This is a genomic window from Sphingobacterium sp. Lzh-3, from assembly GCF_046764375.1.
GTDB lineage: Bacteria > Bacteroidota > Bacteroidia > Sphingobacteriales > Sphingobacteriaceae > Sphingobacterium.
Window position 1 is genome coordinate 808,918 of the sequence record NZ_CP177226.1, and the last position, 13,791, is coordinate 822,708.

Sequence of the window (13,791 nt, forward strand, 5' to 3'; positions counted from 1 at the left end):
AGGAACTTATGTTTAATTCTTACTTTTTTCGAGCCAAATCCAGTTAAACCAAAGTGGCTGTAATTCTTTACTTTTAAAGGTTACAACATATTTTCCGGGCTTATCGAATTTAAATTTACCGATACGGTTTTCGACAAATTCTTCTGTATAGTTGTTTTCATTGGGCTCAACCACCATTTTGTTTGTAGGGGCAAAGCTTCCTTTCAACTGCTGGTTGGCAGTGCTGACTTCAAAAACACTGTTTTGTTTATTGGGATTATGCGCTGAGAGATCGAGTGAGTAGACGCCCGCTTCAGGGATGGTTACCTCCCAATCAATCTTCGTATCACCCGTCAGGATCGCATGCGTTGGATTTTTGCCGTTATAGCGTACAATTTTGAGTCCTTGGTTGAGGCTATTGGTTGATTTCAGGGAAAAACCACCAAAGGTTGATTCCGGGATTGTATTTTTGTCCAATTCTAGCGGGGTGTTAAAAGTCAATTTAACTTCTGAAACATAGTGGTCAGGTTGCGCGTCAGGTAATTGGATATGGATTAGACTGAGGCTTTGATCAAATTTTAGCGCCGTAGATACACTTCCCTTCATCAGTGAAACCTGTTCTGGGGTCGATTTGATTCCTGTAATCCGAAGTGTATGATCTAAGGGCCAATTAAAGACGTGCGCATATACGACTGTTTTTTGCCCTTCTTTTTTGGTTGTGAGGTAACCCCAATCGAAGTGGTTGTTTTTGAGATCAAGGCCGGTACTGCCATAGATGCCCGCTCCATAGCTGTTTAGCCAATCTCCAACTTCGTGCAGACGACTGATACTTTCGTAGGGAACTGTTCCGTTGGCGCGTGGCCCGATATTTAAGGTGAAGCCCCCGTTGAGACTTACATTGGAGATTAATGACTGGAAAATTTGACTGGTCGATTTCCATTCATTCTCCTGACCGTTGTAACCCCATGAATGCGCGATGGTGCCCGGTGTCTCCCATGGATGGTTAATGTAATTGCTGCCAAATTGGTTATCTCCTAATGTCTCAAAATCCACATTCTCCGCATCCGTAGGAAGACCTAGACGGGAATTAATCAGGCAATTAGGCTGTAGTTCACGGATCAGTTTGACAACCTGTAGTAATTGTTCTTTTTTAATGATCGACTTTTGATAAGGGATCCACATGTCGAACCATATCAAGGCAATGTCGCCATAGTTGGTCATCAGTTCGCGAAGTTGAGGGATAACTTTTTCCTGCCAATATTGATTGTATTGGGCATCGGTAACATGTCCCGACAGCTCCTGTTGATGATTCCAGCCGTATGGATGTTCCCAGTCTATCCAATGGGAATAATAAAAGCCTAATTTCATGCCGTGCTTTCTACAGGCCTCTGCGATATCTTTGATGACATCCCGATTGGAACCACTCAATTTTGGGAGACTATAATCACCAACTTTTGTGTCCCAAAGGGCAACACCATCATGATGTTTGGCGGTGATGATGATATATTTCATCCCAGCCTCTTTTGCTAGAAGAACCCATTGCTCAGGATCTATTTTACTCCAGTCGAAACGTTTTGCCAAGGTACCGTACTCTTCTTTGGAAACGCGGTTGCGATATCTTAACCACTCGGCATAGTTATTCATATAACGTAAAGGCTCACCCTTCCACATGCCTTCTGCCGCACTGTATAGTCCCCAATGAATGAACATGCCAAAGCGGGCATCTTTAAACCAAGAGGCTTTTTCAGAAGTTTGTGCAAATAGTTTGGCCGAAATACTGAATAGCAATAATGACAAAATCAGTAGTCGCTTGATTGATGGTATCATAAAGGTTGTTCTGTTTTTTGACTTACAAGATAGGCAAAAAATCGAATATCGATCCTTAAATTGGATTTTGGAGTGGTTGTAAACTATGGAATGTAGTCGGTGAAAAAGTGAAAACCCCTCGTATTTAAACTAAGGGGTTTCATGTTGTGAAAACTTTAAAACGATTATTTCAAGTTATAGGCTTGGATAATCTTTTTAAAAACGGCTGTATTGTTGTAAATGCCCATAAAATTTTGCGCACCCGGTCCATAAGCAAAGACAGGTACCATAATATTGGTGTGGTCATCGCTACTGAAATTGCCCCTAACGGTTCCCTTTTTATAATTGGCATCCAATAGGGAGAGTCCGCCAGTTTCGTGATCTGCCGTGACAATGACTAGTGTTTCACCATCTTGGTCCGCAAATTTTAGGGCTTCCCCGACAAGCCGGTCAAAGTCATGTTGCTCGGTAACAACATAGGGAAGATCGTTGGCATGGGCTCCATAGTCAATTTGTGCACCCTCGGCCATGATAAAGAAGCCATTTTTATTTTTAGACAAAAGCTGAATCGTTTTTGAGAGCGAATTTTTTAACATTTCTCCGCGTCCATCGAGTATTCTCCTTGTCGCCGAATCAGCGAGGAGTACCAACTGTTTGCCCGATGTCGCTTTTTCAAAGTCGTCTAAATTTTGCTGAAGCTGATACCCTTTTTCGGTCAGTTGCTTCATCAGCGTGTTATCCTTGTTGTTGAGGAAGCTTTCGCGACGGGATCCAACTAGGATATCCACGTGGCTATTCTTGAAATCTGCCGCAATTTCCTGCGACATTGTTCGATCGATCTGATGTGCGTAAAATGCAGCCGGAGTAGCATCTGTAATATCTCCTGCACTGATGATCCCACTTTTGATCCCGTGTTGAGCAAGTGTGTCGGGAATAGCGCTCAACAATTTACCGTCGGCATCCACGCCAATGTAACGGTTATTGGTTTTATGTCCAGTAGCCAAAGCTGTCCCACCCGCAGCGGAGTCGGTAAAATCCGAATTGGATGCTTCGGTGCGTGAAAGGCCAATATGTTTCATATTGATAATATTGGACTGACCAAAATTGGCACTTAAACCCGCTTGTATTTGGGCCAATCCCATGCCATCACCAATGAGTAAAATAACGTTCTTGACCTTGCTCGTTGCACCATCATTTTTATAGGTTGGCTGATAGGGAACGTAGGCCTTTGGATTTGCATATTCGACTTTGGCGTTGTTTAAATAGAAATTCTTAAGCGCAGTAGGATGGTCTGTATTGATCCAGTCTACCCCCATGTGACCAAGCTCTTTCCAACTATTGGGGCTGTCTTTTGTTGCCCAGAAACGAAAAGGTTTACCCAATTTATGCGCCTTGTCTATCACAGATTTCATCTTTTCAAGGTCGGGTGGAGTAGGGGTCCCTTTGCCATTCCAGACAGAATACTGCTTAATATCCTGACTGATCATCCCAATATGTTTGAGCTGTGCCGGTGTATAATCTTTTTCCGGCCGGCCATCAAAATAAATCATCGATGGGTAATTGTCGAACTTTTCGGGCGGCGGGATTTCACCGCTGACGACAATTTTAATGGCGGAAGGATTTTTCTGCTGGTCGAATATAGATTCGTTTCCCTTCAAATCGGCCAACAATTTAGACAGTACCTGTTCGTAATTTTCTTTGATGTCAATCACGAGCTGCAAGGTCTGCTCTGGTTTGGCATAAGGTTTATTGCCGTTTTCCTTAAAGAAAGCAATTAAAGGGTCGATGTAAAGTTTTTTTAGTGTTTTCCCTGGTTTGATCTCACTGCTTTCATGGGCAACGTAAAGCTCTCCATTGCGATAGAAGACGTCCGCTTCGATAGAACCCATTCCAGCATAGTAAGCCTCCAACAGCGGGATTTGTTGTTTGTAATCATTGTGGCTGTGACCTGCATTTGCAGTCAGTTTCTGTTGTGCAGAAACTGACTGAATGCTTAGGCCGGCAAATAGCAGCCACATTAATTTATTGTTTTTTACCATCCTGGATTTTGTTTAATGACACCGGAACTGTTGTCGATCTCGCGTTGTGGAACAGCCCACACGTCATGTACTTGCGGATTGAAATTTCTAGCTGGCCAAATGACCGTACCATCGAAATCGTGTAAAGGTTTGGCATAGGTAGCTTGTGCATCACCCCATCTAACTAAATCACGGTGACGGTCTGCCCATTCCCCAGCAAGCTCATTGCGGCGCTCACGTTTTAAATCTACAAGGGTCATTCCGCTTTTTGTGACTAAACCGGCCCGCTTCCTAATCTTATTTAATTCAGTATCGCCAGCACCGGAACCATTTAAGTTAATGGCGGCTTCAGCCTTGATCAATAGTACTTCGGCATAGCGCATCAATGGAACATTTAGATCTGTAGTGCCGTTATCTCCATTTGGATTGACATGTGTTGGAATAGGGTCTTTATAAGAAAACGGCTCCATGTATTTCTTGAATTGGTAATTGGATGTAGCGCCGCCGTCTTTTGTGAAAGTGCGTTCATTGCCGAAAAACTGAAATTTGTCTCCAGGTTTCAAGATTGTTGCTTCACGGCGTAGATCGCCAGATTCAAAAGAATCATACAGTTCTTTTGTCGGTAGATAATAGCCCCAGCCATTGTAGATTCCCCAGGCCTTGTTGGTGAGCATAACTCCAGGAAGCTTACTTCCCCATCCAGTACCGCCACCATTTGGCGTACAGACCACCGACCAGATATATTCTTTGGACCAGTTGTTGGCAGCTTTAAATACATCGACAAAATTAGGCAGTAAATCATGTTTGCCCGAATTGATCACCATATCTGCATATTTGGCCGCATTGGTATAGTCCTTTTTGTACAGGTATACTTTTGATAAATAGGCCCATGCCGCAGTTTTGTGCGCTTTACCGTAATCTGAGGTATTCATGTCTGAGAAATAGGGAAGGTTCTCCGCAGCTTTTAGAAATAAAGAAGCAATGTAATCATAGTTCTCGTTGACATTGTTAGCACGGGGTACGGGTACGGTTGCATCAGTTTCAGGTTTAACGATCGGAATTCCAGCTTTGTCATTACCATAGTTTGCAGCCAATTGAAAATAAACCAGACCTGCATTGAAATAGGCATCGCCAATGATCTGTTTTTTTCGCGCTTCATCCATGGTTATATTGGGAACATTGATAATAATATCGTTAGCTCTTTTTATAATCGCATAGCGCATGCTCCATTGCGATTCGGTATAACCACCACCGATATAATTGCGGTTGAAATTTTTGATATTATCGGCTTCCGGTTTGTTACGCCCTGTTACCATGTCGTCACTGGCATTAATAAACCAAAACATTCCGCGGCCATAATAATCCTCTTCATTGTATTTTTCATACATACCAGCCTCTGCTTTGATGGCATCCTGTTCGGTTTTCCAAAAATTCTGCGCGGAAGGAGAACCTTCAGGCGATATATCCAACTGTTTTTCGCACGATGCAAAAAGTGCTACTGCTGCTATTGCAAGGTATTTGATATTCGTTTTCATCGTTTTATTTTTTTAATGACTGATAAAACCTGCTTAAAATCGCCCGTCTGTGAATGACAACTTTTATTTTTCGGTTTCATCCTTTTTATTTTTCTCGTTTTAATAATCGATAAGATCTTAAACTCAATAATCCTTGTATGAGGTCACCTTCGTTTAGATCCCATTGGCATTCTGCTAAGATTAAAAATTGACATTTAGACCGAAAATAAAGCTTCGGGCTTGTGGGTAGCGTCCGACATCAAGTCCATTGTTGTCCATACCAATTTCCGGATCAAAACCAGTGTATTTTGTAAACGTAAATAAGTTGTTCGTAGTCGCATAGACTCTCACGTTTCCAAGTTTATATCTGTCAGTCAAAGATTTTGGAAGTGTATAACCTAATGTGACATTTCGGATACGAAGGAAAGAACCATCTTCGATATAGAAATCTGATGCATTAAAGTTTCCATTGGCGTCTGAGCTTGAGATAATAGGCACTTTCCCATTCGGGTTTTCTGGTGACCATGCATCGAGGATTCCTGCTAATTTGTTGTACGAAGGACCGCTCGCACTGTAGGTTGTTCTTTTGATGGCATTAAACAATTTGTTTCCTTGTACACCTTGTGCAAAAATATTGAGATCAAAGTTTTTGTAATTCGCATTGAAGCTCAGACCGTAAGAAAAATCAGGATAAGCACTTCCGGCGTAATAGCGATCTTCAGGTCCGATCGAACCATTCCCATCGATGTCTACAAATTTGAAATCGCCCGCTTTTGCATTGGGTTGAATTTTTTGTCCATTGGCATTTTTGTAGTTATCAGCTTCTGCCTGACTCTGGAAGATACCATCGGTCTTTAATACGTAGTAACTGTAAAGAGGTTGGCCAACAGTAATTGTCAACGGAGCTAGCTCATTTCTAAAATTAGTACCTACTGCGATATTGTTCAATCCAGGGGCCAATTCTTGAACGTTGTTGGTCAATTTGGTTAGGGTTGCATTAATAGAGTACGAAAAATCTTTATTTTTAGCACTACTATACGTTAGTCCTAGTTCAATACCTTTATCTTTTACTATACCACCGTTAATCGTTTGTGTGCTCAAACCCGCTGTTCCCGGAAGAGGTTTGGTTAAGATCATCTTATTGGTTTCTTTGACAAAATAATCCGCTACCAAGCTCAATCCATTCAAAATTCCAAGATCTAAACCTATATTTGTTTGTTTACTTTCAGCCCATCGCATATCCATATTGGGTAATACATTTTGAGCATATCCATTTTGTAATTTTGGATTTTCACCGAAATAGGCATCGGCGCGAATAAGAAGAGGGTTAACATCCAGTGGGTTTAGGTTGGCTAGACCACCCAATTTACCGTAACTTGCTCTTATTTTAAGCTCGTTTAACCATTCTACAGATTTCAAGAAATCTTCTTTGTGTAGAGCCCATCCGGCAGATGTTGAATAATAGTAGCGCGCTCTATTTTCTTTTAATGGAATGATGGATGAAGCATCTCTTCGACCAATTAAGGATAGTAAGTATTTTTCATTGTAATTATAGTTTGCCCGTAAGAAAAGAGACGAAAGCGCTGTGGCTCCATAACCACTTTCCGACGGTTGTATTGTGTTCGCGTTATTCAGGTATCTGTATTGCTTGGATTCGTCGTCAAAGCCCGTTCCTGAAGCATTCAAATAACTACTTTTGGTCTTTTGAAAACTATAACCTCCGGTCAAATCAAGTTGATGATGGTCAAATTTGGTTTTATAATTTAGGACTTGTTCGGCAAGGATATCATTTGCGTCACTCGCTCTTTCCACCAGACTATTGCTCAAAACGGGTTTACCTATTTCAGGACGTTTTGGTGTAAAGCTTTTATATCTAATGTTCGATTTTGTAATGCTTAAGTTGGATCTAAAAGTTAAGCCTTTTGCCAACTGGATGTTGGCGTATGGATTCACAACCAGGACATTGACCGGATTGTTTATATCGATGCGCATTAATTCTGCAACCGGGTTGATGATATCACCATAGTCACCAGGGAAAGGACCTGGAAGACCCGCAAAACTACCATCGGCATTATAAGGTGTTCCATTGGTGGGATAATAAATGGCCGACAATAGCGCTCCTGTATAGTCGCTGCTTGTATTAGCACCATTTCCATTGGTACTGCTATAGGAAAGATTTTCACCTATTTTTAACCATGGTGTAACTTGATGCTCTGAGTTTATCCTGAAGTTGTAACGCTGCGTTTTCGTATTGAGTACAATACCTTCTGCTTTGCGGTAATTGAAACTTAGGTAAAAATTTGATTTTTCATTTCCGCCATTAATTGCACCATTGTAATCTTGCAATGTCGCGTTTCTAAATACCTCATCCATCCAGTTTGTTTTGGTCACTAAACCTTCTGGATATTTAGCCGGATCGAAAGCTGGTAAAATGGTTGTCCCACCATTTTTTGCAGCTGTTGCGGCGACCTCGGCACGTTGTTCGGCGTTTAAAGGTTTTAATTTACGCCATGCACTTTGCTGGCCGATCTTGGCATCAACATTAATTTGCATCTGTCCTTTTTTTCCTTTTTTTGTGGTGATCAATACCACACCACCAGAAGCTCTCGCACCATAGATAGCTGCTGAAGCATCCTTTAATACGGAAATAGACTCAATGTCGTTGGGATTTAATTGTGGAGTACCTAAGAAAATCGAACCGTCAATAACGTAGAGTACATTTTCACCATTGATACCACCGGCACCCCGAATATTGATACGTGGGGGCGATGTCGGATCGCCACCTTCGTTTGTCACAATGACACCCGGAGATTTTCCGGCTAATACTTCACCGACACTGTTTACCGAGCGTGAGGATAATTTATCAAGGGATACCACACCTATAGCTCCTGTTAATGTTTCTTTTTTCTGGGTTCCATAACCAACAACAACAACTTCGGATAGGGTCGAACGTTCTTCGCTTAGCGTTACATTAATAACTTCATTTTCACCAACAGAAACATCTTTAGAATGAAATCCGACCATCGAAAAAGAAAGGACGGCTTGTGGTCCAGCCTCAATTCGAAATGCACCCTTTGTATCTGTTGTGGTTCCTACCTGCGTACCCACTACTTTTACAGAAACACCTACAATTGCAGCCCCTGTTGTATCTCTTACAAAACCTGTCACGATGCGGTCTGCCTTGAGGTTTGCTTGCGTGTTCAAGATCACATAGTCCTCCTTTTCTACCGCATTGATTCCGAGTTTATTCAACAGTGAGCGAACAGGCTCGGTTTTAAAGCTACCGCTTAAGACGGTGTTGTGTTCTTGCAATAGATCAGGGTTGTAAACAAAATGAAGGCCCGAAAGACTCTCGATTTTGTGGAGGATGACATCGAGTTTTTCGCCCTTGCTTATTTTGATGTTTACGCTGCTTTTGTCCAAACGTTGGGCCATACCGGGTGAGGCCATTAGTGAACTGCAAAATACCGACGTAATCGAAAATGCAATGCAGGGATACTTCATGATCCGATAAAAAGAGAATTCTCTTTTGAATGCAGGTGTTTTCATTTTTTTGTAATGATTAGGTAATGAATTGCGCATGGTGACTAAGATGTTTTAGGTAAATTTTTAGACATTATTTTTGGATTTTAAATATTTTATCCTTTTCAATCGTCCTGTACTTAAGGTGATGCAGGCTGCAGATAATATCCAGTATTTCGGCTGGATTTTGTGTGCTATTGAATGTGGCTGTTGTTTTTAGGGCCGAAAGCGATGTATCCTTTAAGATAATTTCAATGTTGTAGATATATTCCAGTTTTTTTGCGACCTCTTGGAGGTTTGTTCCATCAAACGCTATGGCGACAGCTGTGTTTTTTTCGACCACGCTACGCGAAGATTGTGAGGTTTCTTTGCTGTAACGTAGACTTTGGTTTTTGGTTAATATACCCAAGATTTTATCTTGTTGCTGTACCGCCACCTTACCGGTAGCAACGGTGACTTCGACTTGGTCGGAAGCCTGATAAGCTTTTATCCGAAAGGAGGTACCCAATACTTTAACCACTAGCTTGGATGCAAGCTGTACCTGAAATGGGTGTTGTTCGTCGTGGGCAATAGCAAAGAAGGCTTCCCCCTCGGTAAGTGCTATTTCACGGATATTTCCCTTGAATGTACTTGGATAGCTGATTTTTGAAGATGGTTCCATGATAATTTCCGAACCATCTGCCAATACAATCTTTTTATGTTCATCTGCAAGGGTTGTTGTGACGATCTGCGCAGATGGTGCGATAGGTTGATTATTTACTTTCCAATAAAGAAGTCCTATGGACGCAATCATTAAAATAGCGGCCGCTATTTTGAATACAGGTGAATACAGCAGGGAAGGTCGTTTACTTTCCTTTTCTGAAATACCGGACTGGATATTGGCCAATAATTGTTCGCGCAAGGCCGCTTTGCGTTCCTGCGGAATTTTTTTTGATGCGTTATCCAGTTGGGCGTACCAATCTTCGACTTGTTTAATCTCGGTGGCGCTGGCCTCTCCATTTAAATATTTTTGCAGTAGCTGCTTTGCTTTTTCTTCCATCATTTGAATACATGTCACTTCAAATGGGAAATGGTACTAGTCGAAAATATTAGGAGTATATTAAATTATTGTTAACACTCAAAAAAATGTAGGAACTGCCTAAGAGAGGCTTTTTTTGAGCAGTTTCATGGCCGAGGTAATTTGATTCTTGACCGTTTGTACCGATACATTCAGCTCGCTCGCAATTTCCTTGATTGATTTTTCTTGCTTGCGGCTCATTGTGACGACCAGCCGCATACGTTCGGGAAGCTGCATCAACGCTTCTTCAACTTTTTGTTGCGCATCTTTTAAGATCAGCAAATCGTCCGCTGAATCCGCATATTGTTGGTTCATTAAAGTCGCTAGTTCGGCTTTGTGCCCATCTTTAACTGTCGTATTCCGAAAATGGTTGATTACTTTGAATTTTACAGCCCCATGTAGATAGGCTGCGAGGCCACCAGATATGATGACCTGTTCACGGTTTTCCCACAGCGAAATAAAAATTTCCTGGGTAATGTCCTGAGCAACATTTTCGTCACCTATTTTCTTAAAAGCTGCATCAAATATGGCTTCCCAATACAGATTAAAAATCTGTTCCATGGCAAAGTGGTCACCCTGCTTTAATGATGCTATCAATAATTCGCTCACAAGATCAGTTTTAATTGGACAAAGCTAATAACTCAGTATTCCTTTAAAGTTAATAAATCTTAAAGAGTATATTTTGTCTGTTATAAATTAATCTTGGGAATTTCAGCTGAAATTGAACGGTATATTTTTATTCTTTATATTCCTTGCCCGTAGCAATGTCAATAAAATAGCCCTCGTCCCGATTCTGCTCATTTCTAGGTTGTACCCAACCGTTGGGATTGATGGTCATGTAGCTTTTGTTGCCGATTCGTTGTTTTGTCTTATTGTTGTATAAAGTATAGCAACCATCTTTATGCTCCTGTAATGCGAAGATTTGTCGTTTACCATCTAAGGTTTCAATATGTTCGAAATCGGGATTTATATCCCAAGTTTTTGCACTTGAATTCCATAGGCCTTTTGTAGGTTCCAGATCGCCTCGTTTCACATCAATTAAATAAAGATCTTCTGATGAATCGACATATTTTATTTTTCCGGTCTTCCAATTCTTCTTCATGGCATTCGAGGTGAGTAACATGTGTTTGTCTGGCCAGACCAAATTACCCACCTGATCCAGGATATAGAAATTCGGGGCTTTGATGGTGTCTAATAAGTTGCCATCTTTATCCATATATAGCCAATCATAAGCCCAAATCGCATGATTGTAGTTAAATCTGCCTAGAATAAAATAGGGCGAATTAGTCACCGAATAAACTAAGGATATTTCAATACCGTATATTGTAAGTTATAGCCTGTTGGCGTGTAATATTAACCGTTGATTGGACAGATGATATCAGGAAGGAGCAGCGCTAATTTTGGAGTTGAGCCGATTAAATTGGTTAATCGGCTCAAATTTTGCTTATTGTTGAGCCGATTAGTGTGATCACTTTTTAGTAACCGGAACCAAAATAACCTCCCCTTTGTTGGTTTGATACCAGTATTTGTTGCCCAGGTCATCTTCGAAATCATGGTTTACCCGCGGCTTATCAACCTTTCTGAAGCTTTTTACATCAGGGCCATTGAATATTTTGTTTCCAATGAAAATGTGGTTCGCGTCTTTTGCTACAGCGAACTTGAGAACCTCGAAGGTTTTCGGATCTGCTTCAGCAAATAATCGTTGCTCGTAATAGACATGATTTTTGTCGCGCGACCAAAGAACTTTTCCATTTGCCCCTTCCAATAGCTCGAAACTTTCGGCATCGACCGCTGCATATTCAAATTGCTTACCCGAGATAATCACCAATTGGTCAATGATTACTGTCTTATCATTAAGGAATTTTATGTTGTTTGACGAAGGAAGTTCGATCTCCAGGATACCGATGTTTTGATAAGGCTCGTAGTAGAGCAGTATTCGGTCATTCAGTAGTAGATAGGCTATATTGAGGGCCTTAACGTTCTCTGTTTTATAGTGGAGCGGAAGAATCGCTTTGTCTGTTACTACGAAAAGCTGATTTTTATCTTTTACAAAATTACTGTTAACTACGTTGAATGAAGCATAGTCGACGTTCAGCGGTCGATACCGATAAAAGTAATGTGCTTTATCTTTAGCTAGTGCTGGAAGTTGATGATATAACGTTGTATAAGTCGCAGGATCGGCACCTTCGATAATGGTGAGCTGATTTTGGCTACACGATGAAGTAGCCGACGCAAAACCTTCAAACTTGAATACATGCTCCTGATCGATTGGAATGTTGTTTTTCAGTTGAAAGGTCTTTATATCGACCAGCTCTTGCGGGCATCCCATAAAATAGACGTGATCTTTATCGCGGGCATAGACCTCTTTGATCACAGCAAAACTTGCCACATCGGCAACCATCTTTCTCGAACCTCGTTCAAAACCGTTTCCGCTCGGTATAAAATAAATCGCACCGCTCTTTTTGTAGTAATCTTCAGACAAAGGACTCACTTGCTCTTTGCAGGAAAAGAGCAGACCTATCAAAGCACTTATTATTCCCATTTTTAAGATATTTTTCATACTCGCCAACGATATACCTTATCGCAATTATTGATTATTCATTGATGTAACGTACCGCAAAATCGATCCAGTCTGTAATGGATTCATCCAGGTAGATATCGGGCTGTATCCCTATATTGTCAATCGGATATTGTGGTAGTCGAGTAGATCGATAGGTTGGCAAAAGGAGCTGGTAGTTGTCGCAACCAAATTTGAACTCACGTATAGAGCCATAGTCAAGGGCGCCCATACTCGGCGTTCCCATGATTTTTACTTTTTTGCTCTGGCGGGAACTGAATAAAAAATTCTCGGCAGCACTGGCTACATTTCTATTGGCTAGGATAATGACCTGTTGCGGACTTTTTTTATTAATAGCAATCGTATCTATGATCACCTTCTTGTCACCATACAATACAAATTTTCCGATATTCTCCCTGTATTCCCGAAGATCTTCGTCAATTCTTTTTACTTCATTCAGTGAATCCTGCTTGATATTTTTGATGGCATAATCACGCAACCCATCGACTAAGGTTTGTGTCGCAAAAAACTCAACACTCATAATCCGGATGGGATTAGTTAAGATGTAAGGCAACAGCGGCTGGTATACATCGTCCGTCCCACCACCGTTGTTTCGTACATCTATAATAAGTCCTTTACTGCTTTCGATCTTTTCTTTGTTTTTTTCAATCAGCTCTTTGAAAGGGGCTATGTTTTCGTACCCGAAGCTTGAGATCTTAATATAAAATATATCGGGACTGATCGATTTTGAACTTATTTCCTCTTCTGGTTCTGCCTTTGGGGTTTCGGTACTTGTCTGTGGAGCATTTTTCCTTTTGGAAAGATCATCTAAGACAATGTGTTCATCGTGGAAGAAGTCAAGATATTCCTGCAAAAGTTGCATACAGGTCCCATTTGAAACCAGCAAGCTTTTCTTCGTCAATATATTTTTTTTAGCTTGATACAGGTCCTTATTCTGCTTGGTTTTTTCTGGAAAACCAGGGTACTCGCTCTCTATTTTTACAATTAATTGCTTAAGTGCCTGTGAGCAGTTGCAGGTGGTTTGACCATATATTGGTCGAACAAAGAAAACAAGACAAAAGATGAGGAATAATTTGGTATTGGTCATGGATATGGTTGTTAAAATTAATGCAATTTAAGAAATAGCGTATTTTCTGATAGCTTAAAAATTGAATAGCCTAAAAATAGTAGAAATATAGAATTGTTTCGTGAGGTGTTTACAATTCGTAGCATATATTTATAATTTGTAAAAGCCAGAAATAAATAGTCATCTGTTTATGTACAGGCCGGCATCCTTCATTTAAAACTTTAATGATAAATAATATTTTGATTTGGTTT

General features: G+C 40.8%; 9 protein-coding genes. All 9 read right to left on the minus strand.

From position 1 onward, the window contains the following. Window positions 1-12 precede the first annotated feature (12 nt). Window positions 13-1,806 carry an alpha-L-fucosidase gene (locus tag ACLCDV_RS03335; RefSeq protein ID WP_411972908.1) on the minus strand — a complete coding sequence of 598 codons (1,794 nt, stop codon included), beginning with the start codon at window positions 1,804-1,806 and terminating at the stop codon, window positions 13-15. Between the two features lie 164 nt (window positions 1,807-1,970). Next, entirely contained in the window at window positions 1,971-3,824 is a 1,854-nt protein-coding gene (locus ACLCDV_RS03340) for an alkaline phosphatase (protein WP_317668454.1), read from the minus strand. Continuing rightward, window positions 3,818-5,338, minus strand: a complete 1,521-nt coding sequence (locus tag ACLCDV_RS03345; RefSeq protein ID WP_317668453.1) for a RagB/SusD family nutrient uptake outer membrane protein — start codon at window positions 5,336-5,338, stop codon at window positions 3,818-3,820. The genes ACLCDV_RS03340 and ACLCDV_RS03345 overlap by 7 nt, the downstream gene beginning before the upstream one ends. Before the next feature lie 180 nt (window positions 5,339-5,518). Continuing rightward, on the minus strand, window positions 5,519-8,866 hold the full coding sequence (locus ACLCDV_RS03350) for a SusC/RagA family TonB-linked outer membrane protein (protein ID WP_411972909.1): 3,348 nt from the start codon (window positions 8,864-8,866) through the stop codon (window positions 5,519-5,521). Between the two features lie 67 nt (window positions 8,867-8,933). Further along, entirely contained in the window at window positions 8,934-9,881 is a 948-nt protein-coding gene (locus ACLCDV_RS03355; RefSeq protein ID WP_411972910.1) for a FecR family protein, read from the minus strand. Window positions 9,882-9,977: 96 nt separating this feature from the next. After that, entirely contained in the window at window positions 9,978-10,505 is a 528-nt protein-coding gene (locus ACLCDV_RS03360; protein WP_112373850.1) for an RNA polymerase sigma-70 factor, read from the minus strand. Between the two features lie 127 nt (window positions 10,506-10,632). Next, entirely contained in the window at window positions 10,633-11,112 is a 480-nt protein-coding gene (locus ACLCDV_RS03365) for a hypothetical protein (RefSeq protein ID WP_317668450.1), read from the minus strand. 252 nt (window positions 11,113-11,364) lie between these two features. Continuing rightward, on the minus strand, window positions 11,365-12,438 hold the full coding sequence (locus ACLCDV_RS03370; RefSeq protein WP_411972911.1) for a DKNYY domain-containing protein: 1,074 nt from the start codon (window positions 12,436-12,438) through the stop codon (window positions 11,365-11,367). Between the two features lie 52 nt (window positions 12,439-12,490). Further along, the gene (locus ACLCDV_RS03375; protein ID WP_286727321.1) at window positions 12,491-13,561 is read right to left on the minus strand and encodes a S41 family peptidase; all 1,071 of its coding nucleotides are present in this window, start codon (window positions 13,559-13,561) and stop codon (window positions 12,491-12,493) included. Window positions 13,562-13,791: the final 230 nt, after the last annotated feature.